The sequence below is a fragment of the bacterium genome, from assembly GCA_016873475.1.
Classification (GTDB): Bacteria; Krumholzibacteriota; Krumholzibacteriia; order JACNKJ01; family JACNKJ01; genus VGXI01.
Genome location: VGXI01000035.1, coordinates 1 through 21,850, shown reverse-complemented (window position 1 = coordinate 21,850; position 21,850 = coordinate 1). Strand labels below are relative to the sequence as shown.

The window sequence follows — 21,850 nt, the reverse complement described above, 5'->3', positions numbered from 1 at the left end:
CAGGGCCACTGCCTCGTTGCCCGACAGCAGGTAGCGCACTTTTTCCAGCGGCTTGGGGGAGGCGTCCATCGCAATCCTCCGCGGCAGGCGGCAAATCGGACCGGTGAATCCGGTTCCCTCAAGAAGATAGTCCGGGCGGCTGCGGCGTCAATGGCCGCCCACAGGGCGCAGGGGCGGCAGCCGTGGCGCTCGCGGTTCGCAGGGGCAACGGCGGCGAGTATGGCGGCGCTCCTGCCGGCGGCGCTAGCCGAAGAAGGGCCGGTGCCGGCGGCTGGCGATCTCCTGCTCGTCGTGCAGGGAGCCGAGCGCCAGGCTGAGGAGCTTGATCTCGGCGCTGTCGCTGCGGGAGAGCAGCACGATGGGCGCCGCGGCGCCGAGCACGAGCCCCGCGACCCGGGCGCCGGCCAGCAGGATCAGGCTCTTGACGACGAAGTTCACCGCGCTGATGTTCGGGCCGAGGAAGATGTCCGCCCGGCCGGCGACGCGGCTCGGAATCCCCTTCAGTTCGGCGGCCTCGCGGCTGAGCGCGACGTCGATCGCCAGCGGCCCCTCGATGATCAGGTTGCCCAGCGGCCCGCCGCCCGCCCAGCGCATCAGCTCACTCATGTCGAGCGTTTCGGGCAGCTTCGGGTTCTCCTTCTCCACCAGGGCCATGCAGGCGACGTGCGGGTGGTCGTTCTCCAGGCAGCGCGCCAGCTCGACCGCGTTGGTGAGGATGTCCTTGCGCGTCCGCAGGTCCTGGTGGATGTTGATCCCGCCGTCGGTGTGCAGCATCAGGCGCGGGTAGCTGGGCAGCTCGACCACGGCGACGTGGCTCAGTACCCGCCCCACGCGCAGGCCGCCCTCCTTCTCGAGCACGGCCTTGAGCAGGGCCTCGGTGGCGACGCTTCCCTTCATCAGCAGGGCGGCGCGCCCCGCGCGCACCTCGGCGACGGCGCGGGCGCTGAGCGCCGTGTCGTCGCCCGGCTCGTCGAGCAGCGTGAAGGGCCCGATGTCGAAGCCCAGGCGCTCCGCGCGCCGGCGGATGGCCGCGGCGTCGCCGATCAGCAGGGGCTCCACCAGCTCGCTGGCCGTCGCGGCCGCCAGGGCCTCGAGCACGGGCTCCGCGGCCGCCCCCGCCACCGCCACGCGCTTGGAAGGCGCACCGGCCACCTTCGCCAGCAGGCGATCGAAGTCGCGGATCATGAGCGCTGCTCCGCCGGGGCGCCGGCCGGGTCGTAGACGCGCGGCATCTCTTGGCCGCGCAGTACCCGCAGGGCGCCGAGGGCGAGCGCTTCCATCTCGCGCTCGCCGGGGTAGATGAAGAAGCGCCCCAGGGCACCCACGCGCTCGCGCAGGCGACCGACGAGCAGCTCGCTCCGGCTCATGCCCCCGGTGAGGATCACGCCGTCCAGGCGCAGCGCGAGCGCGGCGGCGACGGCGCCCAGCTCCTTGGCGATCTGGTAGGCCATCGCCTCGACAACGGCCGCGGCGCGCGTGTCGCCGGCGGCGATGCGGGCTTCGATCTCGAGGAGATTGCCGGTGCCGAGGTAGGCGTAGAGACCGCTCTCGGCGCGCAGCTTCTGCTCCACTTGGCCCCTGGTAGCATTCGGGCTGAACGCCAGGTCAAGGACGCCGCGCAGCGGCAGGGCGCCGGCGCGGTAGGGGGTGAAGGGGCCCATGCCGAGCAGCGCATCGTTGACGTCCACGATGCGCCCGCCGCGCAGGGCGGCGACGCTGATGCCGCCGCCGAGGTGGGCGGCGGCGAATCGGGTCTCCGCCAGCGGGCGCCCCAGCTCGGCCGCAGCCAGGCGGCTGACGGCCTTGAGGCTGAGCGCGTGGCTGCGAGCCAGGCGCTCGATCTCGGGCACGCCGCTCAGGCGGGCGACGGGGTCGAGCTCGTCCACCGAGACGGGGTCGACGACGAAAGCCGGCAAGCCGCGCGTCGCCGCCAGCTCGCGGGCGATGAGTCCACCGAGCAGGCTGGCGTGCTCGCCGTAGCGCGCCCGGGCGAGATCGGCGACCATCGCCGCGTCGATGCGGTAGGTGCCGCCCTCGAGGGGACGCAGCGGGCCGCCGCGCCCGACGACGGCGGCGAAGGCCGGCTCGCCCGCATCGGCCAGGAAGCCGCGCACGGCGGCGAGGCGCGCGGGCAGCTGGTCGGCAATGCGCTGGCAGCCGGCGATGTCGGCCGCACTGTGCGCCAGCTCCTCCTGCTGCAGGCAACCGGCTTCGCTCCAGAGCGCCAGCCTGGTGCTGGTGGAGCCCGGATTGACGACCAGCACGGCCAGCGACACGGCGACCTCCGCCCAGCGAGAGTGCGCCTACAGTGTACGCGGCCGGCGACCGGCGTCAATGCGGGAGGGCCTAGGCTCCGGGCGCGCTGGGCGTGTGGTCCGGCAGCTGGCTCGGCGCCGTGGCCGCCAGCGGCGGTTCCGGTTCGGCGGGCTCAGCGGTCGCGCCGGGCGGGCCGGCGAGGGGGATCCAGAAGCTGAAGGTGGAGCCCTCGCCGTAGACGCTCTCGACGGCGATCCGCCCGCCGTGGAGATGCAGGTAGTGGCGGGCGATGTCGAGGCCGAGCCCGACGCCGCCTTCCAGCATGGCCAGGGCTTCGTGCGTCTGATGGAAGCTCTCGAAGATCGCCTGCTGATTCTCGGGCTTGATGCCGATGCCGTTGTCGCTCACGCTGACGCGGAGCTCCTCGCCCTGCACCCAGGCGCTCACGCGCACGCGGCCGCCGGCCTCGTTGTACTTGACCCCGTTCGTGAGCAGATTCCAGAGCACCTGCTGGATGCGGAAGGGATCCATGAAGACGCGCGGCAACACCGGCAGCGGATCCAGCTCGAGGCGCACCTGCTTCTTGTCCGCGCGCGCCTTGACGGTGCCGATCGCCTCGTGGATGACGGCCGCCGGGTCTGACCAGCTCAGGTTCAGCCGCGTGTGGTCGGTCTCGATGCGGCTGAGCTCCATCAGGTCCTCGATCAGCTGCATCAGCTTGCTGCTCTGCTCGTGGACGACGTGGCCGAACTCGGTGCGGATGGCCAGCGGCAGGCTCTCGTCCTCGAGCTGCTCCGAGTAGGCGATGACGCTGGTGAGCGGCGTCTTCAGCTCGTGGCTGACCTTGGCGAGGAACTCCAGCTTGCGTTTCGTGCTCTCCAGCAGCTTCTCGTTGGAACGGCGCAGCTCGTCGAGGGCTTGGTCGCGCTGGGTCATGTAGTTGGCAGCGATGCCGTCCTTGCCCTTGCCGAGGATGGAGACCAGCCGCGACAGGTTGTCCGCCAGCTCGGCGGGCGGACTTTCGGCCACGGTCAGCTCCCAGAGCGATTCGCTGACCATGTTCAGGGTGAGCAGGCTGTCCTCGATCGGCAGGCCCTGCTCGGCGTTGCGCTCGCTGGCATAGTCGAGGAAGAAGGTGAAGAGGAAGTCGTCCTCGTAGCGCAGCGACTGCAGGATGGGGTCGATGTGGCGCCAGGCGAGGGTGCGCAGGCCCTCGAAATCGAACTGGTCGAAGGCGCAGCGTCCGGAATTGCGGAAACGGCGCGCCACGGCCTCCTGGATCGCCTCTGCGTTCCGTTCGAGGATCGGCAACAAGCCCTTGCCCGCGTCCATCCTGCCGTCCGTGGTCGGCGCCGGCGGCGGAGGCATCGCTTCCCGTCGCGGCGCGTGCTACCCTCTGCGTCCTTCCGGTGGCGCCGGCGGGGCCCCCCGCTCGGGGCGCCCGCAGCCGCCGGGGGGGGGATTGCATCCCGCGTACCGATTCACGGTGGAGACGGCAGTATGGGAGAACTTTCGCACACGGGCCCGGGCGGCGAGGCGCGCATGGTGGACGTCGGCGACAAGCCGGCCACGCAGCGGCAAGCGCTCGCCGAGGCGCGGCTCAGCCTGGGGCCGGCGGCCTGGAGCGCCCTCGTCGAGAACCGGGCGGCCAAGGGCGACGTGCTCGCCGTGGCGCGCATCGCCGGCATCGCGGCCGCCAAGCGGACGGCCGAGTTGATCCCGCTCTGCCATCCGCTGGGCCTGGACACGGTGGCGGTCGACTTCAGCCTCGAGGCCGAGACGCGCGTGCTCGTCATCCGGGCGCGCGCCCGCTGCCGCGGCCGCACGGGCGTCGAGATGGAGGCGCTCACCGCGGCCAGCGTGGCGGCCCTGACCGCCTACGACATGCTCAAGGCCGTCGAGAAGGGCATCGTGATCGGGCCGATCCGCCTGCTCGAGAAGTCGGGCGGCGCGAGCGGCGACTGGCGGGCGGCATGACGGCGCCGCGGGACATCGGCGTGGCGGAGGCGAAGGCGCTGGTGACGGCGGCGCTGCCCGCGCCGCGCGTCCAGCGCCTGTCCCTGGCCCGGGCGCTGGGGCGGCGGCTGGCGGCCGATCTGCTCGCCCGCGAGGACCTGCCCGCCTTCACCAGCAGCGCCATGGACGGCTACGCCGTGCGCGCTGTCGATGTCGCGGGGGCGAGCGCGGCGGCGCCGCGCCTGCTGCCCCTGGCGGGGGAGATCGCGGCGGGCGGCGATCCCGATCTCGCCTGGCCGCCGGGGAGTGCGCTGCGCATCATGACCGGGGCGGCGGTCCCGCCCGGCTGCGGGGGCGTGATCCCCGTCGAGCGGACCGAGGAGACCCCGGTGGGAGTGCGCTTCCTGGCCGATCTCGAGGCGACAGGCAGCAACCTGCGCCCTGCCGGCGAGGACCTGCGCGCCGGAGCGCCCCTGCTCGCCGCGGGCACGCGGCTGGGCCCGGCGGCTGTCGCCCTACTCGCCGCCCAGGGCTTTGCGCGCGCACCGGTCTGGCGCCTGCCGCGCGTCGGCGTGCTGGCGACCGGCGACGAACTGGCGCCGCTCGGGGAGCGGCCCGGTCCCGGCCGGATCCGCAATAGCAACGGGCCGGCCGCGCTGGCGCTGCTCGCCGAGAGCGGCTTCCCCGCCCGCGACCTGGGCATCGCGCCGGACGATCCCGGGCGCCTGCGCGCGCTGCTCGCGGCGGCCCTGGACACCAGCGAGCTGCTCGTCACCACCGGCGGTGTCTCGATGGGCCGGCACGACGCCGTCGGGCGCCTGCTCGTCGAACTCGGCGCCGAGTGGGTCTTCCACCGGGTGCGGCAGCAGCCGGGCAAGCCGCTCGCCTTCCTCCTCTGGCGCGGGCGGCCCGTCTTCGGGCTGCCGGGCAATCCGGTCTCCGCCTTCATGACCCTCTGGTACTACGTCCTGCCGGCACTGCGACGGCTGGCCGGAGATCCGGCGCCGGAGCCGGCGACGGTGAGCGCTCGCCTGCAATCGCCGGCACGCGGCCGGCCCGACCGGCAGGTCTTCCTGCGCGCCGCGCTGCGCTGGACGGAGGCGGGCTGGCGGGCCGAGCCGATCCCGCCGCACGGGAGCCACGTGCTGAGCAGCCTCGCGGCGGCGAACGCCTTCCTGATCCTGCCGGCGGGAACGGGAGAACTGGCGGCGGGGACGCTGCTGCGCGCGGCCCTCATCGCGCCGCCCAGCGACTGGGGCGCGGGCGACTGAGCGGGTTGGCCCCAAATAAAAACCTGCAGGAGCTCGGCGAATGCTGAGGCCCCCGCAGGAGGGTGAGAGAAAGCTATACGCTACCAGAAGCCCCGTAGGGTGTCAAGTGCCCCGCGGCCAGTAGAAGATCCGGCCGCAGTTCTCGCACTGGAGGATGCGGTCGCGGTTCTCGGCGGACGTGTAACTCGTTGGGATGATTGCGAAACAACCCAGGCAGACGTCGCCGGTGATGGGGACGACGGCCCGCCCCAGGCGGCCGAGGATGCGCTCGTAGCGGGTCAGCAGCGGCCGCTCGATGCTCTCGGCCAGCTCCTTGCGGGCGCGCCGCAGATCATCGACGCCTTCGAGCGGGAAGCCCATCGCCTGGAGCTTGTCCGCGTGCACCTTGTCCTCGGCTTCGCGGATCATCGTGTCGAGGTCCTGGAGCGCGACCAGGAGCAGGAGCTGTTCGTTGAGGCTGGGCACTAGTCCTCTCCCAGAATGAGCGAGCGGAACTCCGGGAAGCTCTTGATCTCGAGCAAGCGCTGGCGGGTCTGCTCGTCGCGGATCATCTCGACCACCTGACCGAGCGCAGGCAGGTAGCGGTTCTCCTTCTCGACCGGCGGCGCAATGAACATGAAGAAGAGCTGCACGGGCTTGCCGTCGATGGCGCCGTAGTCGACGCCCTTGGGCGAGCGCGCGAACAGCGCCATCAGCGAGGGGATGGCCAGCGAGCGGCCGTGCGGGAAGGCGACGCCCAGGCCCAGTCCCGTGCTGCCCAGGCTCTCGCGGTTCTTGAGCATGCCGAGGATGACGTCGCGATCGCGAATGATGCCGGCCTTGGCGGCGTGGTCCACCATCTCCTGCAGCGCGCCATCGCGATCGCGCGCCTTGAGATCTGCGATGAAGAGCTCCTCGCTGAAGAGCGTGATCAGCTCCTGATGATTCATCGACTCGCCACCTTCCTCGACGCGGCCGCGCGCCGCCTTGGCCCTGGACTCCGGCATCGCCAACCTCGTGCAAGACAATGCAGATGTGGGGACCGAGAACCCCTGCACACGCTAGCAAATCGGGCGGCGGCTAACAAGAGGGGCCGGTGGACTTTCCGCCCCTGCGGCGCTCTGCTAGGATCGGCGCATGGTGAAGCTCGACCCTCGCGGCCCGGAGGAGGAGCGCCTGGAGGGCCGCGTCCTGCGGGCCGAGAGCGGGCGCTTCCTGGTGGACGTCGGCGAGCACCGCGTGCCCTGCAGCCTGCGCGGCCGCATCCGCAAGCAGCGCCTGCGGCAGGTGCGGAACGTCGTCGTCGGCGACCGCGTGCTCGTGCGCCTGACGGGCAGCCTGCCGCACCCGGAGCGCGAGGGGGTGATCGAGGAGCTGCTGCCCCGCCTGAGTCAGCTCTCGCGCGCCGAGGCGGCTGGGGCGCGCCGGGAGCAGGTCCTGATGGCGAACCTGGATCGGGTCTTCGTCGTCATGGCGGCTACCGCGCCGGCCTTCAATGCGCGCCTGGTGGACCGCTTCCTCGTCGCCCTCGCGCACCAGGGCCTGGAGGGCGTGCTCGTCCTGAACAAGTGCGATCTCAGCGGCCTGGCCGAGCGCCTGGCGATGGTGCTGCCCTACCGGAGCGCCGGGTACGGAGTGCTGATGACCAGCGCCGAGAGCGGCGAAGGCTGCGAGCGCCTCGCCGAGGCGATGCGCGGGCGGGTCAGCCTCTTCCTCGGCCCCTCCGGCGTTGGCAAGAGCAGTCTGCTCGGGCGCATCGAGCCGGGCCTGGAGCTCAGCGTCCGGGAGATCAGCGCCGCCACGGGCAAGGGCCGGCACGCGACCACGGCCACGGCGCTGCATCCGCTGGCGCAGGGCGGCTGGGTGGCCGACAGCCCCGGCGTCCGCGAGTTCGGCCTCTGGGGCCTCGCGCCGCTGGAGCTCGCGGCCTGCTTCCCGGAGTTCCGGGCCTACCTGGACGGCTGCCGCTATCCGGACTGCAGCCATTCCCACGAGCCGGACTGCCGCCTGCGCGCGGCGGTCGAGGAGCGGGCGGTCGATCTCCGCCGTTACGAGAGCTACCTGCGCATCCTGGAGACGATCCGCGCCGGCCGGGCGACCGGCTGCTAGGCGCCTCAGCGGCCGGGCACGAAGAGGGAGAGCAGGCGCTGCCAGAGCTGCTGGGCCTGCGCGCCGAGGACGGGCATCTGCATGAGGAGCAGCGCCTCGAGCCCGAGCAGGCCGGCGCCCATCACGACGGCGGTCACCGGCTTGCGCAGGCGCGCCTTGAGGCGCGCGCGCAGGGGTGGCCGCGTGGCGTCGAGCGTGGCCTTCTTGAGGACGACCCGGTAGTGGTTGGGGTCGCTCAGGTACTGCTGGACCCGCTCGTCGGGGTGGTGGATGCCCAGCTTCTCCAGCACCGTGTGCAGGTCGGCGATCAGGGCGTTGCCGTGGGAGAAGCGCAGCGAGCGGTCCCGCTGCAGGCAGGTCATCACCAGGTTGTCGACGAAGACGGGCACGTCCTCGCGCAGCCGCGAGGGCGGATCGACGCGGCAGTTGAGGATCTCGCGGAAGACCTCGTCGCTGCTGTTGCCGGCGAAGGGCGTGCGCGAGGTGAGCAGCTGGTAGAGCACGATGCCGAAAGAGAAGAGGTCGCTGCGCGCGTCCAGCGGCGAGCCCTGCACCTGCTCGGGCGACATGTAGAGCGGCGTGCCCGCCGGGTGGGCGCTCTTGCCCTTGCTGCGCTGGGTGTCGACGAGCCGCGCGAGGCCGAAGTCGGCCACCTTCACGGCGCCTTCGCGATTGAGCAGGATGTTCGCCGGCTTGATGTCCAGGTGCAGGACGTGGTGGTCGTGCACGTAGGCCAGACCGCGCGCCGTGAAGTAGGCGATCGAGAGCGCGACGTCCAGGGGCAGGCTCTCGGCGCGCTCGAGCAGGTCGCGCAGCGAGCCGCCGCGCACGTACTCCATCACGAAGTAGTAGTAGCTGTCCTGCTCGCCGAAGTCGATCACCTGCACGATGTTCGGGTGCTCGAGCCGCGCGAGCAGACGCGCCTCCTCGGCGAAGCGGCGCCGGAACTCCTCCTGCGCGGAGAGCTGTCGGCGCAGCACCTTGACGACCACGTCGCGATCGAGGGAGTTCTGGCGCGCCAGGAAGATGCGCGCGGCGCCGCCCGTCGCCAGGGGGCGCTTCATCGTGTAATTCTCGCCCAACTGGACGTGGGGCATCGGTTTTTCGACGAGTTCGGTGCTCATTCCAGCTCACAGGGTCAAATGGCGTGCCAGGCAGGCAGGCGGTCGTCTGGGGCGCCACGCGGAAGCCGGAGGCAGTTCGAGGCTGCCTTGACGCCGCAACTTGCTGCATGTTATTACCAGCTTGTAGCCTGAGCCGGCCGCCTTTTCCTTTGCGGGCGGGGAGGGCGGCAACGTCTGCAAGGGAGTCTGCATTGCGTGTTACCGGGAAGGTGAAGTGGTTCGACGGCGCCAAGGGTTACGGCTTCATCACCCGTGACGGCGGTGGCGACGTCTTCGTGCACTTCTCGCAGATCCAGGGCGATGGCTTCCGCTCGCTGAGCGAGGGCCAGGCCGTGGAGTTCGAGGTTCAGGAAGGCCCCAAGGGCCCCCTGGCCGTCGAAGTCAAGCCCGCCTGATCGCGTCTCCGTCGCCATCCCCGCCAGCGAGGGCCCGCCGTGTCCGCCGCGGACTTCGTGCTGATCGACGACCGGCTCGTACCGGCCGCCGAGGCCTGCGTACCGGTCAGCGATCGCGGCTTCCTCTACGGCGACGCCGTCTACGAGACGCTGCGCGCCTACGGCGGCCGCCCCTTCCAGCTACCGGCCCACCTCGAGCGCCTCGCCCGTTCGGCCGCGGCGATCTATCTCCGGCTGCCCTGGCCGCCCGCCGAGCTGGCCGCCCGCCTCGCGCGCCTCCTGGCCGCCAACCGCATCGACGCCGGTCGCGTGCGCATCACGATCACGCGCGGCGCCGGCGATCTGCGGGCGCGCCCGGAAGCTCTCGGCCCGCCCCGACTGGTGATGACCGCCGAGCCGCTGCGTCCACTGCCGGACGCAGCCTACGCGCTGGGCGTTCCCGTCGAGATCGCCCAGCGCCCGCGCAACCTACCCGGGGCGCTCGATCCGGCGATCAAGAGCGGCAACCTGCTCAACACCCTGCTCGCTCGTTTCGAGATGCGCGACCCGGCGAGCTACGAAGTGATCATGCTGAATCACCAAGGAGAGCTGGGGGAGGCCTCGCTGGCGAACCTGTTCCTCGTCGACGCTGCCGGCGTGTTGCGCACGCCGGCGCTTGCGAGCGGCATCCTCGCGGGCATCACCCGCGGCCTCGTGCTGGCGCTCGCGCGCGAGGCCGACTATGCGGTCCGGGAGGACAGCTTGCCGCCCAGCGCCCTGCTGTCGGCCCGCGAAGCCTTCTTGACGGCGAGCACGATCGAGATCCTGCCGATCGCCAGCGTGGACGGCCAGCCTCTGCCCGCGGCGGCGGGACCGGTGACGCGCGCGCTGCAGGCCCGCTACCGGGCCCGTGTGGCCGCGGAACTCCGCCTGCACCCGGAAAGCGAAACCCCGCCCGGCGAGGGGCGGGGTCGCTGAGCGGCCGGCGGACCGACCGCGCGCAGGACGATCGATTAGTCGTCCAGACCCGAGGCGATGATCGGCTCACCCGTGTCCACAGTCACTTCCACCGCGATCGACAGCGCGCTCTCGTTCCCGCTCTCGTCCAGCGCGCTGATGCGGTAGGCGAGATTGAAGAGGCCGCTCTGCTCGATGGTGTCCACGAAGCGGGCGTGGTCGCTGGTGTCGGCCAGGGCCATGTCCTGCTCGTTGACGGTGCGGTAGACGCGGTAGCCCGCGAGATCGAGCTCACTGTTCTCACGCCAGGCCACCGTCACCTGGTCGTCCTTGACGCTGATGCTCAAGTTGACCGGCGCGGTGGGCGGAGTCAGGTCCTCGTCGGGGGCGCTGGAGGTGGAGGCGCTGTCGCTGCAGCCATTCGCCGTCAGAGCGAGAAGCGCCACCGCGGCCAGCAGCATCGGGATCCTGTGCATCGTTGCCACTCCTTTGCATCCTTCCATGATGGGCGCGCTGAGGCGGAAAAGGGAAAAGGGCTGCGAGGAAACGGGAGGTCGTGTCAATGGAAGCAGGTCAGGTTGTCCCCCGCAGCCGAGGGCCCGGGCAGCAAGGCATGTACCAGCCCATCGCATGCCCGGTGCAGGGCGGGAAAACGGTACCTGACAGCAGGTTGCGGCTGGAGCCCCGCGGCCGGCGGCTGGAGGCGTCGGCCCGGGCGACCGTGCGAACTGCGAGGGGCGGGCCGCAAAGGGAGCGCCCGCCGGCGGCGGGCGCCGGGGGCCGGGGCGCCCTTGACAGCCCGCCACCGGCTGTTCTAATGTGGCTGTGGTCAATGAGTTAAAGCTTGCCGCCCCCAGGAGAAGGAGACGCCCGATGACCAAGGCCCAGATCGTCGAGGAGATCGTCCAGAAAACCGGCCTCACCAAGAAGGACGTGGCCGATTCCGTGGACCAATTCCTCCAGGCCATCTCCGACGCCCTCGCCGCCGGCAAGCACTTGGAGATCCGTGGCTTCGGCACCTTCAAGGTGAAGCGGCGAAAGTCGCGCATGGCCCGCAATCCACGCACGGGCGACCCCGTGCCTGTGCCCGAGCGCAACGTCCCCATCTTCAAGGTGAGCAAGGAGCTGAAGGACCTGGTTGCGGCCGCCAGCCCGCAGGGCGCCCATGGCCAGGAGGGCGGCCACTAGTCGCCGCCGGCAGCGCTGCTCGACGCCCGCGGGAGGGTCGACGACCCTCCCGCGGGCGTTTGCGGCTCAGTTGTCGAAGAGCACCGAGAAGGTGAGCGCGGCATCGAGGTGATGCGTCAAGCTGCGCTCGGCGAAGGGGGAGTCGGGGTCGCGGTCCTTCAGGAAGGCGCCCGTCCAACCGAGGTCGCCGCGCAGGTAGAAGGGACCGACGAGATTGCGGCGAAAGCCGAGGCCCGCCTGCACGCTGGGATCGTTGTTGTAGATCGCCTTGGTGTAGCGGTTGAAGGAGCCGACGCCCGCGTAGCCGGACACGAAGACGCCGCCGCTGAGCAGCAGGTCCCGCGTCAGGTTGAGCTGGATGCGCTCCACGTAGTCGTCCTCGCCGAAGGCCACGCCGGGGAAGTCCGCGGTGCTGGCCGAGCGCGCGTAATGGAACTGGAAGCCGAGCAGGGCGAAGGTCCGCAGGTCGAGCCGCAGGCCGAGGGCCAGGTTGCTCGTGTAGGTGGTCAGGTCGCCGTCGTAGAGCAGGTAACCCGCGTAGGGCGCGACCTCGAGACTGGGATACTCCTGGAAGGCGAGAGCCGGCTTGACCAGGGCGAGCAGCAGGGCTGCGCACAGCGAGGCGACGAGGCGTTTCATGGCGCTCCTTGAAACGGGAAACGGTGTCCCTGGGGCGGGCGGGCAGCCGCGGGGAGAGTACAGGAGGGCGGCGGCGAAATCAAGGGCGGCCGGCCCTAAACCAAAGCCTCGCGTTGCCTTGCGACCGCGGATCGCTTGGCGTAGACTGGCGGCGCCCGCCTGGGGCCCGGCGCGCGCCAGGGTCCCGCGGGCGCCGGGAGGACGCGTGACCATTCGCCTCGGCCTGGCCCAGATCGAACCCGCCCTGGGCCTGCCTGACCGCAACCTGGACCTGCACCTGGCGGCGATCGAGGCGGCGCGCGCGCAGCGGCTGGACCTGCTGCTCTTCCCCGAACTCAGCCTGACGGGCTACCTGCTCAAGGACCTCGTGCCCGAGATCGCCCGGCCCTGGCCGGATCCCTTCTTCGCGCCCCTCGTCGAAGCCTCGCGCACGCTCGATCTCGCCTTCGGCTTCGTCGAGCGCGGCGAGGGCCTGCTCAGCCACAACAGCCTGGCCTACCTGAGCGGTGGCCGCCTGCTGCACCTGCACCGCAAGGCCTATCTGCCGACCTACGGCATGTTCGACGAGCAGCGCTTCTTCGCGGCCGGCGACGGCCTGCAGGCCTTTCCCACCCGCTTCGGGCGGCTCGCGCTCCTCATCTGCGAAGACCTCTGGCACCCCTCGATGCCCTACCTCGCCTTCCTCGACGGCGCCCTCGGCCTGCTCGTCGCGAGCGCGAGTCCCCTGCGCGGCCTCGAGGGCTCGGCGGCGGGCGGCCTGCCGGCCAACGCCGAGTTCTGGGACGACCTGCTCAGGCACCACGCGCGGCAGTACGCCGGCTTCATCGCGTTCTGCAATCGCTGCGGGGTCGAGGACGGCAGCAGCTACTGGGGCGGCAGCCGCCTCGTCGGTCCGGAGGGAACCCTCGTCGCGGCGGGGCCGCTGCACGCGCCCGCGCTCGTGAGCGCCGAGCTCGACCTGGCGGCCGTGGCGCGCCGCCGGCGCGACTTCGCGCTCCTGCGCGACGAGCGGCCCGAGCTCGTCTTCCGCGCGCTCGAGCGCATCCTGCGCCGGCGGGCCGGCAATCCGGACGCGGAGACGCAAGTGCCCGGGAGTGTGGTGCGATGAGCGGGCCACCGGGGCCGCCGGCCGCCTGGGCGGAACTCGACTACGACTTGCTGCGCCGGATCCTCGTCCAGTTCATCCGCAGCGAGGTGCAGCGCACGGGGCTCGCGCGCGGCGTGCTCGGCCTCTCGGGCGGACTCGACTCGAGCCTCGTCGCGGCGCTGGCGGCCGAAGCGCTGGGGCCCGAGCAGGTGCTCGGCCTGGCGATGCCTTACCGCACGAGCAGCCCGGAGAGCCTGGCCCACGCGCGGCTGATGGTCGAGCACACGGGCATCCGCTTCGCGGTGGTGGAGATCACGCCGATGGTCGACGCCTACTTCGCGGGTCAACCAGAGGCGAGCAGCCTGCGCCGCGGCAACAAGATGGCCCGCGAGCGGATGAGCATCCTCTACGACCGCTCGGCGGCCGAGGGCGCGCTGGTGCTGGGCACCAGCAACAAGAGCGAGATCTTCCTCGGCTACGGCACCGCCTACGGCGACCTGGCGAGCGCCATCAATCCGATCGGCGACCTCTTCAAGACGCAGGTGCGCGGGCTCAGCCGCTTCCTCGGCCTGCCGGCGGCCGTCGTCGACAAGCCGCCGAGCGCGGACCTCTGGGCCGGCCAGAGCGACGAGGCCGAGCTGGGCTTCAGCTACGAGCAGGTCGACCCGCTGCTCTACGCGATGCTCGATGAGCGGCTGGAGCGCGAGGCGCTCCTCGCGCGCGGCTGGGAGGCCGCGTTCGTCGACCGCGTCACCGAGATGATCCGCCGCTCGCAGTTCAAGCGCCGCCTGCCCGTGATCGCCAAGGTCTCGCGGCGCACCGCCGACCACGACTTCCTCTACCCCCGCGACTGGGGCAGCGGATGAGCGGCGAGCCCGCCGGCCGGCTCGTCCTCGTGCCGACGCCCGTGGGCAACCGCGAGGACCTCTCGCCCCGCGCGCTGCGCGCTCTGGCCGAGGCCGACCTCGTCGCCGCCGAGGACACACGGCACACGGGACAGCTCCTGTCCGGACTCGGCCTGAAGGCCCGCTTCCTCTCCTTCCACGAGCACAACGAGGAGCGGCAGCTACCGCGCCTGCTCGCCGCGCTGGCGGCCGGGCAGCGCGTGGCCCTGGTCAGCGACGCCGGCACGCCCGGCCTCTGCGACCCCGGCTTCCGCGCCGTGCGCGCGGCGCTCGCGGCCGGCCACGCCGTCGAGGCTCTGCCCGGGCCGACCGCGCTGATCCCGGCCCTCGTGGCCAGCGGGCTGCCCTGCGAGCGCTTCGTCTTCGAGGGCTACCTGCCGCGCAAGCCGGGAGCGCGCGCAGCGGCCTTCGCCGCGCTGGCCACGGAGAGCCGCAGCACCGTCTTCTACGAGACGCCCCACCGGCTGGCCCGCAGCCTGGCCGAGCTGGCGGCGCTCCTGCCCGAGCGGCCGGTCGTGGTGGCGCGCGAGCTCAGCAAGCTGCACGAGGAGTACTGGCGGGGTACGGCGGCCGCCCTGGCGGCAGCGCTGGCCGGCCGCAGCCTGCGCGGCGAGTTCGTGCTGGTGGTGGGGGGGCAGGACGCGCGCCTGCCGGCGGAGCGCCTGCCTTGACAGCCAGCGCGGGCCGTGCTAGCCTGCCTCGAGTCGTAAGCCCATACGAATTGAGGAGTTATGGCGATAGATAAGGCCTCGGCCCAGCGCCTGGTCCGCCGCGCCCTCGATCCCGTGGCCGCGCTCGCGCTGCGCCTGGGCCTGAGTCCGGACGCGCTGACGGTGATCGGACTCCTGCTCTCGATCGGGGCCGGCGCCCTGGTCGCCCGCGGTCTCCTGCTGCCGGCGGCGCTTCTGCTCCTCGCCGGCGCGCTCTGCGACGTCCTCGACGGCAGCATGGCGCGGCGCGCGGGGCGCAGCAGCCGCCACGGAGCCTTCCTCGACTCCGTGCTCGATCGCCTGGCCGAGATCGCCGTCTTCGTGGGATTGCTCGCGCTCTACCGCGCGCGCCTCGCCCTCCAGGTCCTCTTGCTCCTGGCGCTCACCGGCTCCCTCATGACCAGCTACACGCGCGCCCGGGCGGAGGGCCTGGGCATCGACTGCAAGGTGGGCCTGCTCGAGCGGCCGGAGCGCCTGGTGCTGCTCATCCTCGGGCTGCTGCTCGCGCCCCTGCGCCTGGGCGAGCTCACGCTGCTCGAGTGGGTGATCGCCGCCCTCGCGCTGCTCACCTACGTCACGACGCTGCAGCGCATCGTCCACGTGCTGGGGCGCGCGTCCCGGCTGGACGCCGCGTCCGCGCGCTCGGACTCCGCCGGGTCTTCCCGCTGAGGACGGCCATGGCGCGGAACTTGCCCAAACGCATCCCCGGTGGGCTCTTCATCAGCCTGGAGGGAGGCGAAGGGAGCGGCAAGAGCACCCTGCTCGGGCAGATCCGGGAGTTCCTGGACTCGGCGGGCTACGAGGTCCTCGTCACGCGCGAACCGGGCGGACCGCCCATCGCGGAGGCCGTGCGGGGCATCCTGCTCGATCCCGGGAACCAGGCGATGGACCCCCTGACGGAGCTCTTCCTCTACCTGGCCTCGCGGCGCCAGAACCTGGTGGAGCGCATCCGGCCGCACCTGACGGCGGGCGGGGTGGTCATCTCGGACCGCTTTGCCGACGCCAGCGTCGCCTACCAAGGCGGCGGCCGCGAGCTGGGGCTCGCGCGCGTGGTGCGTCTGAACCAGGAGGCGATCGAGGGCTGCCAGCCGCAGCTCACCTTCTTCCTCGATCTGGATCCGGCGCGCGGCCTGGCTCGCGGGCCCGGCGTGACGGCGGCCGACGGGAGCCGGGGCGACCGCATCGAGCGGGAGTCCCTGGCCTTCCACGAGCGGGTGCGCGCGGCCTACCGCGAGCTGGCGGCCCGCGAGCCGGAGCGGATCCTGGTGCTCGACGCCGCCCAGCCGCCGGCGACCGTGGCGGCGGCGGCCTTGACGGCGCTGCGGAACCGTCTGGCCGCGGCGGACTAGAGCGGCCTGGCTTTTGCCCTCGTTCCGGCGAGTGCGTATCTTAGGGAGACCATCCCCTCACCCCACAGGGAGCCACCGTGCGCCTCCTCGACAAGAAGACACTGATCGTCGTCCTCGTCGCGCTCGCCAGCTTCGCGGCCGGCCTTCTGACCACCGGTGCCGCCGCGAACAACCGCGCGGAGACCCTGCGCAATCTCGAGCGCTTCAGCCGCGTCTACCAGAAGATCATCGAGAGCTACGTGGAGGAGGAGGACAGCAAGGAGCTGGTCGACGCCGCCATCGAGGCGATGATCGACAAGCTGGACCCCTTCAGCGCTTACATGGACCAGGCGATGCTCGAGGACCTGCTGGTCAAGACGAAGGGCGAGTTCGGCGGCCTCGGCATCATCATCAGCGTGCGGGACGACTACCCGACGGTGATCAGCCCGATCGAGGGCACGCCGGCCGCGCGCCTGGGGATCCGCGGCGGCGACAAGATCGTCCGGATCGAGGGCGAGAGCACCAAGGGCTGGAACGTGCAGGACGCCGTCGACAAGCTGCGCGGGCCGGAAGGCAGCGTCGTCGATATCGGCATTCAGCGTTTCGGCAGCGAGGAGATCCTGCCCTACCACATCACGCGGGCGATCATTCCCGTCGAGAGCGTGCCCTACCACTTCGTGCTCGAGGGCGACATCGGCTACATCCGCTGTGTGAACTTCGGCGAGCGCACCGCCGAAGAGCTGCGGACCGCGATCGCGAGCCTCGAGACGCAGGGCATCGAGGGTCTCATCCTCGACCTGCGCAACAACCCGGGCGGTCTGCTCGAGAGCGCCCGCGACGTCAGCGACCTCTTCCTCGATCCGGGCCAGATCATCGTCAGCACGCGCGGCCGCGACGGCCGGCGCCTGCAGGAGATCCACGCCAGCGACAACGAGCGCTTCGCGGGCGACTACCCGCTCGTGGTGATGATCAACGAGAACTCCGCCTCGGCGAGCGAGATCGTCGCCGGCGCGGTCCAGGACTGGGATCGCGGGCTCGTCGTCGGGCGCAACTCCTATGGCAAGGGCAGCGTGCAGAGCATCTTCTCGATCTCGGAGACCGAGGCCCTGAAGCTGACGACGGCCAAGTACTACACGCCGAGCGGGCGCTGCATCCACAAGGACGAGAACGACGAGCGCCCCGACTACGACACGGACGGCGATGGCATCGTCACCGAGGCCGAGCTGGAGGCGATCGAGACGGCCCAGCTCGAGACGCCGGCCGAGTCCCCGATCGAGAGCCAGCTGCCGCTCTACGCCACGCTGCGGCTCCAGCGGCCCGTGCGCGGCGGGGGCGGCATCATGCCGGACATCGTTCTCGCTGCGGACGAAATCTCGGACCAGGCTCTTGACCTCGAGAGACGCTCTGCGTTCTTTAATTTCGCCGTGGAGCTGCTGGCCGAGCACTCGGTGGACCGCGACTTCCAGGTGGACGCAGCGTTACTCGCGCGCTTCCGCGCCTGGCTGGCTGCCAAGGAGATCGCGGTGGCGCCGGCGGACTTCAGCGCCAACGAGGGCTACATCCGCATGGCCCTGCGCCGGGAGGTCCTCTACAAGCAGTTCGGCGCCGCCGAGGCCTACCAGTCGACGCTGGGCATGGACCGCGTGCTCCAGGAGACGCTGGGCCTGCTCAAGGACCAGCACGATCTGAACGCCCTGTTCGCCACGAGCGGCGAGCGCGGGGACGACAACTCGCAGAAGCAGTAGACCGCGCCGTCCGGGCGCGGCGCCCGGACGGTCGCATGTACAAGGCGAGTCTCCTCTGCGACGCCGACACCGGCGTCCTCGCGGTCCGGGAGGACGACCATCCGGCCAACGCGCTGGCCGAGCGCGCCTGGCGCGACTGGCGGGAGGGCGGCTGCAGCTCGGCCGCCTTCGCCAGCATCGACATGGACGCCGTGGACGACTACATCCGCCGGCAGTCCGTCGAGCGCTACTTCCCCGACTTCTACGACTTCGTCGACGAGCAGCAGATCCTGTTCGGCGTCTTCACGCAGCGCATGGGCCGCATCGTGGAGACCATCCTGCGGCGGCAGGGCCTGGAGCGGATCCCGGTCTTCGCGAATCAGATCGACGTCGAGCCCTTCACGATCCGCCTGCGCTTTCCCTACTTCAACGTGCTGGGCTGCCAGGACTGCCCGAGCTGCAATCTGCACCACCTGAAGCGCTTCCGCCGGCCGGGCGTGCCGCTCATCTTCGTCGGCGAGAAGGGGCGGGACGTCTGCGCGGCCGCCGCCGCCGACCTCGTCTTCGCGCGCGGCGAGTTGCGCCGGCGCTGCGAGGAGGGCGGGCTGGAGCACCACGCCATCCACAACCTGCGCGACGTCGAGCGCATGCTCGAGCGGCTGATCCTGACCGGCGAGCTGGAGCGCTTGCCGCGCAAGGACGGCGCGGACGTCAAGCCGTTTCGACTCGGGGCAAATGGCTGCCCAGACGCGCGAGAATCTCGTAGTTGATCGTGCCGGCCGCCTCGGCCAGCAGCTCCGCGCTCACGCGCTCCTCTCCGTCGGAACCGATCAGCACCGCCGCGTCGCCCCGCGCTGCCTCGGGGATGTGCGTGAGGTCGATCAGCGTGAGGTTCATCATCACGCGGCCGCGCACCGGCGCCCGCCGGCCGCGCACCAGCGCGTGCGCGCCGCCGAGACTGCGGTCGTAGCCATCGTAGTAGCCGATCGGCAGGACGCCCAGCCGCGTCGCCGTCTCCGCCTTCCAGGTGCAGCCGTAGCCGACGTAGGCGCCGGCCGCCACGGGCTTGACCTGGATGATGCGCGCCTTCCAGCTCAGCGCCGGGCGCAGATCCAGCCGATTGCGGCCGACGGCCTGCGCGCTGACCCGCGTCTCGCGGCTCGGCCAGTGGCCGTAGAGGCTGATGCCCACGCGCAGCAGGTCGTGGTGCGTCTCGGGGAAGAGGATCGCCGCCGCCGAGCAGGAGGCGTGCGCGAGCCGCGGGACGATGCCCAGCGCAGCCAGCCGCGCGCGCATCGCCGCGAAGCGCTCCATCTGCCCGCGGGCGTAGCTGTGGTCGGTAGTATCCTCGATGTTGGCGAAATGCGAGTGCAGGCCCTCGACCACCAGACGCGGGCTGGCCGCGAGCGCGGCGGCGAGCGCCTCCAGCTCCTCGGCGCGAATGCCCTGGCGGTTGACGCCCGTCTCGAGCTTGAGGTGCACGGGCAGGTCGATCCCGGCGGCTTCGGCCGCGCCCGCCGCCTCGGCGAGGCCCTCGCGGTCGATCAGCGTGAGCCGCGCGCCCGCGGCGGCGAGGCGGCCGATCGTCTCCGTCGGCACGGCCGAGAGCACGAGGAGCTTCGGCTCCCGCAGCGCGGGCAGGGCGGCGAGGGCCAGCGCCTCTTCGGCCGTGTGCACGCCGAACCACTGCTGGCCGGCCTCGGCGAGCAAGCGGCCGACCAGCTCCAGGCCGTGGCCGTAGGCGTTGGCCTTGAGCACGGGCAGCAGCACGCGCTCGGGCCCGGCCTGGGCGCGGAAGTGCTCCCAGTTGGCGAGCAGCGCCGAGCGCGAGACCTCGATCCAGGAGAGGGGACCCGTCATGCCCCGCCCTCCCCCTGCCACGCGGGCACGCGGCCGCCGGCGCCGAAGTCCCAGACCGGCGCCCAGGCCAGCTCCAGCCAGTCGACGCTGAGCTCGCTCTTGCGCGGCGCGAGTTCGCGGGCGAGGACCTCCGCCTGGGCGCCGTCCCAGCGGGCGGCGATCGCCGCCGCGTCCGCGTTCAGCTTCGCCTCGAGGGTCTCGATCTCGCCGCGCAGGCGGGCGATCTCGGCCTCGGACTCGGCGATGTCCTCGCGCGCGCGGCCCGTCAGCCGGCGCTTCGTGGCGGCGGTGGACAGACTGCGGCTGCGTCGCCCGAAAAGGCCGAGCATGCCGGCCAGGGTCTCGCCCGCGGCGAGCAGCTCCTCGCGCTTGCGGCTCTCGTAGTCGGCGCGGTCCTCGCCCAGCTCGCGCTCCTCGCGCTCGAGGCGAGTCTGCAGGCGCCCGATCGCCAGGCTCGCCTTCTCGCCGAGCTTGGCCACCTCCTCGTCCCGGCGCTCGCGGGCCACCTGCCGCACGCGGGCGCGGAAGGCGGCCTCGTCCTCGCCGGGCTCGCTGGCCAGCTTGAGCGCCGGGCAGCTGAAGACGGCCAGGCGCTCGCCGCGCGCGAGGCGGTCCTTGAAGGCGCGCGCCTGCGCCTTGAGGAAGCTCGCCTTCGCCAGCGGCGCGGGCAGGGGCGCGAAGAGGCCCGGCGCGGCGGGAGGCGCCAGGGCCAGCTCGCTCGCACCGAGCGCGACGGGCAGGGCGGCCGTCCAGTCGGCGACGGGCTCGAGGGCCGCGGCCGGCAGCAGGAGGCCGAGGCGGCGCGGCTCGTCGATGCCGCGCCGCGCGTCGACGAAGCTCAGGGTGCCCAGGCCGAGCAGGCCCGGCTCCCAGACGAGGCGGGCGGCGGCCTCGTCCACGGCCGCGCCCGCGCGGCGACCCAGCGCGAGGGCGGCGCTCTGGGCCGTCACGCGCAGGGGCAGGAAGCACTGGCTGCGGCCGGGCGGCAGGGCGGGCGGCGCGCTGGCGAGGGCGGCGGCGCTCGGCGCCGCGCTCGGCGCGGCCGCCGGAGCTGGCCCGGCGGCCGACCCGCCCCCGGGGGCGGGCGCAGCGATCGGCGCTGGCACCAGGCGACGGATCTGCTCGCGGGTCAGCGGCCCGGCGAGATAGGAGAGCGCCCAGCGCGAGGCGAAGAGCCGCGGCGCCTGCGCGTGCACGCTGTGCAGCAGGAACTGCCGGCCCGCGAGACCCGCGATGAGCTGATCGGCGCGCGCGCGGTCCCAGCCGGCGGCGCCCGCGCTCGCGCTGCCCACGCCGTCGAGCAGGCGCGCCCGGTCGCGCTCGGTCTGCAGCTTGCCGATGAACCAGGTGCCCGCATTCGACAGGGCCTTGTAGTCCAGGTCCACCGGGTTCTGCGTGCAGAGCACGATGCCCAGCCCCGCCGCCCGCGCCTGCTTGAGCAGGGTGAGCAGGGGACGCTTGCTCGGCGGCTCGGCCACGGGCGGCAGGTAGCCGAAGAGCTCGTCGATGTAGAGCAGGGCGCGCAGGCTCGCCGTGCCGGCCTGTCGCCGCTGCCAGGCGAGGAGTTGCTCGAGCAGCAGCGTGACGAAGACCATGCGCTCGGCGTCGCCGAGGTGCGCGATCGCGAAGATCGACAGGCGCGGCGGGCCGTCGGGCGCAGTGAGGAGTCGCGCCGGGTCCAGCGGCTCGCCCTGCATCCAGGCCGCGAAGGAGGGCGAGGCGAGCAGCGCGTTGAAGGCCATCGCCAGGGCGAAGCGCTCCTTGGCCGGGAAGAAGGTCTCCAGGTCGAAGACGCCCACGCGCTCCAGGCCCGGCGTCTGGATGAGGCCGATCAGGCGCTCGATGCCGAGCGACTCGCCCGCGGCCCAGGCGCGCTCGAGGAGCGTCGCAAGCAGGATGTGCTCGCGGTCCTGGAGCGGATCGGCGCTGACGCCGACGAGGCCGAGCAGCGCACTCACGGTGCCGCGCACCTGATCGCGCAGGGCTTCGCCGCTCGCCCCCGCCGGCGCGGCCAGCGAGGCGAGGATCGAGATCGGCAGCCCGGCGTCCGAGCCCGGCGTGTAGAGGCGCAGCTCGGCGGCGGCCGCCAGGCGCGCGATGCGCTCGCCGTCTTGGCCCCAGTCGGCCAGGCCCTGCCGCCAGGTCGCGGCGGTCTCGGCGGCGAGCTGCTCGACAGTGACGCCCTTGCGCCGCGCCGCGTCCGGGTCTACCCAGGGCGCGAAGTCGGCCGGCGCGAGCGCGGGAAAGCCCAGCAAGAGGTTGCCGAGGTCGCCCTTGGGATCGATGACGATGGCCGGCACGCCGTCGATGGCGGCCTCCTCGAGCAGCGCGATGCCCAGGCCCGTCTTGCCCGAGCCGGTCATCCCGACGCAGACGGCGTGCG

General features: G+C 72.2%; 22 protein-coding genes. 13 read left to right on the top strand and 9 right to left on the bottom strand.

What is annotated here, in order from left to right:
* Nucleotides 1-243 precede the first annotated feature (243 nt).
* From FJ251_04985 to FJ251_04975, 3 genes are all read right to left on the bottom strand, one after another.
* Entirely contained in the window at nt 244-1,185 is a 942-nt protein-coding gene (locus tag FJ251_04985) for a phosphate butyryltransferase (protein ID MBM4117089.1), read from the bottom strand.
* The gene (gene buk, locus FJ251_04980; GenBank protein MBM4117088.1) at nt 1,182-2,276 is read right to left on the bottom strand and encodes a butyrate kinase; all 1,095 of its coding nucleotides are present in this window, start codon (nt 2,274-2,276) and stop codon (nt 1,182-1,184) included. Before buk ends, FJ251_04985 begins: the two co-directional genes overlap by 4 nt.
* 70 nt (nt 2,277-2,346) lie before the next feature.
* Complete coding sequence (locus tag FJ251_04975; protein MBM4117087.1) at nt 2,347-3,624, bottom strand: HAMP domain-containing histidine kinase; 1,278 nt, start codon at nt 3,622-3,624, stop codon at nt 2,347-2,349.
* 132 nt (nt 3,625-3,756) lie between these two features.
* Between FJ251_04975 and moaC the strand changes: the two genes are divergently transcribed.
* Both moaC and FJ251_04965 read left to right on the top strand, forming a co-directional pair.
* Entirely contained in the window at nt 3,757-4,233 is a 477-nt protein-coding gene (gene moaC, locus FJ251_04970) for a cyclic pyranopterin monophosphate synthase MoaC (GenBank protein MBM4117086.1), read from the top strand.
* Nucleotides 4,230-5,483 (top strand): molybdopterin molybdotransferase MoeA, encoded by a 1,254-nt coding sequence (locus tag FJ251_04965; protein MBM4117085.1) that lies wholly within the window; start codon nt 4,230-4,232, stop codon nt 5,481-5,483. Before moaC ends, FJ251_04965 begins: the two co-directional genes overlap by 4 nt.
* A 102-nt stretch (nt 5,484-5,585) precedes the next feature.
* On the opposite strand, the gene FJ251_04960 is transcribed toward FJ251_04965, so the two are convergent.
* Both FJ251_04960 and FJ251_04955 read right to left on the bottom strand, forming a co-directional pair.
* Entirely contained in the window at nt 5,586-5,948 is a 363-nt protein-coding gene (locus tag FJ251_04960; GenBank protein ID MBM4117084.1) for a hypothetical protein, read from the bottom strand.
* Nucleotides 5,948-6,469 carry a PTS sugar transporter subunit IIA gene (locus FJ251_04955; GenBank protein ID MBM4117083.1) on the bottom strand — a complete coding sequence of 174 codons (522 nt, stop codon included), beginning with the start codon at nt 6,467-6,469 and terminating at the stop codon, nt 5,948-5,950. The genes FJ251_04960 and FJ251_04955 overlap by 1 nt, the downstream gene beginning before the upstream one ends.
* Before the next feature lie 130 nt (nt 6,470-6,599).
* Here FJ251_04955 and rsgA point away from each other — a divergent pair, with 130 nt between their 5' ends.
* The gene (gene rsgA, locus FJ251_04950; protein MBM4117082.1) at nt 6,600-7,571 is read left to right on the top strand and encodes a ribosome small subunit-dependent GTPase A; all 972 of its coding nucleotides are present in this window, start codon (nt 6,600-6,602) and stop codon (nt 7,569-7,571) included.
* A gap of 5 nt (nt 7,572-7,576) precedes the next feature.
* Here the strand turns inward: rsgA and FJ251_04945 are convergent, their stop codons facing one another.
* Nucleotides 7,577-8,695, bottom strand: coding sequence for a serine/threonine protein kinase (locus tag FJ251_04945; GenBank protein ID MBM4117081.1), 1,119 nt, complete (start codon nt 8,693-8,695; stop codon nt 7,577-7,579).
* 107 nt (nt 8,696-8,802) lie between these two features.
* Between FJ251_04945 and FJ251_04940 the strand changes: the two genes are divergently transcribed.
* The gene (locus tag FJ251_04940) at nt 8,803-9,090 is read left to right on the top strand and encodes a cold shock domain-containing protein (protein ID MBM4117080.1); all 288 of its coding nucleotides are present in this window, start codon (nt 8,803-8,805) and stop codon (nt 9,088-9,090) included.
* A gap of 39 nt (nt 9,091-9,129) precedes the next feature.
* A complete protein-coding gene (locus FJ251_04935) occupies nt 9,130-10,047 on the top strand; it encodes a branched-chain amino acid aminotransferase (protein MBM4117079.1) in 918 nt (305 codons plus the stop codon).
* Between the two features lie 35 nt (nt 10,048-10,082).
* On the opposite strand, the gene FJ251_04930 is transcribed toward FJ251_04935, so the two are convergent.
* Entirely contained in the window at nt 10,083-10,502 is a 420-nt protein-coding gene (locus FJ251_04930) for a hypothetical protein (GenBank protein MBM4117078.1), read from the bottom strand.
* A 397-nt stretch (nt 10,503-10,899) separates the two neighbouring features.
* On the opposite strand from FJ251_04930, the gene FJ251_04925 reads away from it, so the two are divergent.
* The gene (locus tag FJ251_04925) at nt 10,900-11,214 is read left to right on the top strand and encodes an integration host factor subunit beta (protein MBM4117077.1); all 315 of its coding nucleotides are present in this window, start codon (nt 10,900-10,902) and stop codon (nt 11,212-11,214) included.
* A gap of 66 nt (nt 11,215-11,280) precedes the next feature.
* Here the strand turns inward: FJ251_04925 and FJ251_04920 are convergent, their stop codons facing one another.
* A complete protein-coding gene (locus tag FJ251_04920; GenBank protein MBM4117076.1) occupies nt 11,281-11,853 on the bottom strand; it encodes a hypothetical protein in 573 nt (190 codons plus the stop codon).
* On the opposite strand from FJ251_04920, the gene FJ251_04915 reads away from it, so the two are divergent.
* From FJ251_04915 to FJ251_04885, 7 genes are all read left to right on the top strand, one after another.
* Nucleotides 11,852-12,961: a hypothetical protein gene (locus FJ251_04915; GenBank protein ID MBM4117075.1), complete on the top strand. Its 1,110-nt coding sequence runs from the start codon at nt 11,852-11,854 to the stop codon at nt 12,959-12,961. The genes FJ251_04920 and FJ251_04915 overlap by 2 nt on opposite strands.
* Nucleotides 12,958-13,806 (top strand): NAD+ synthase, encoded by an 849-nt coding sequence (locus FJ251_04910; protein ID MBM4117074.1) that lies wholly within the window; start codon nt 12,958-12,960, stop codon nt 13,804-13,806. Before FJ251_04915 ends, FJ251_04910 begins: the two co-directional genes overlap by 4 nt.
* Nucleotides 13,803-14,516 (top strand): 16S rRNA (cytidine(1402)-2'-O)-methyltransferase, encoded by a 714-nt coding sequence (rsmI, locus tag FJ251_04905; protein ID MBM4117073.1) that lies wholly within the window; start codon nt 13,803-13,805, stop codon nt 14,514-14,516. The genes FJ251_04910 and rsmI overlap by 4 nt, the downstream gene beginning before the upstream one ends.
* 60 nt (nt 14,517-14,576) lie before the next feature.
* Complete coding sequence (locus FJ251_04900) at nt 14,577-15,224, top strand: CDP-alcohol phosphatidyltransferase family protein (protein MBM4117072.1); 648 nt, start codon at nt 14,577-14,579, stop codon at nt 15,222-15,224.
* 32 nt (nt 15,225-15,256) lie between these two features.
* Nucleotides 15,257-15,904 carry a dTMP kinase gene (locus FJ251_04895; GenBank protein ID MBM4117071.1) on the top strand — a complete coding sequence of 216 codons (648 nt, stop codon included), beginning with the start codon at nt 15,257-15,259 and terminating at the stop codon, nt 15,902-15,904.
* A gap of 77 nt (nt 15,905-15,981) precedes the next feature.
* Entirely contained in the window at nt 15,982-17,628 is a 1,647-nt protein-coding gene (locus FJ251_04890) for a S41 family peptidase (protein ID MBM4117070.1), read from the top strand.
* A 35-nt stretch (nt 17,629-17,663) separates the two neighbouring features.
* Nucleotides 17,664-18,377: a hypothetical protein gene (locus FJ251_04885; GenBank protein MBM4117069.1), complete on the top strand. Its 714-nt coding sequence runs from the start codon at nt 17,664-17,666 to the stop codon at nt 18,375-18,377.
* Here the strand turns inward: FJ251_04885 and alr are convergent.
* Complete coding sequence (gene alr, locus FJ251_04880; GenBank protein MBM4117068.1) at nt 18,319-19,467, bottom strand: alanine racemase; 1,149 nt, start codon at nt 19,465-19,467, stop codon at nt 18,319-18,321. The two genes, FJ251_04885 and alr, sit on opposite strands and share 59 nt — an antisense overlap.
* Nucleotides 19,468-21,850 lie beyond the last annotated feature (2,383 nt).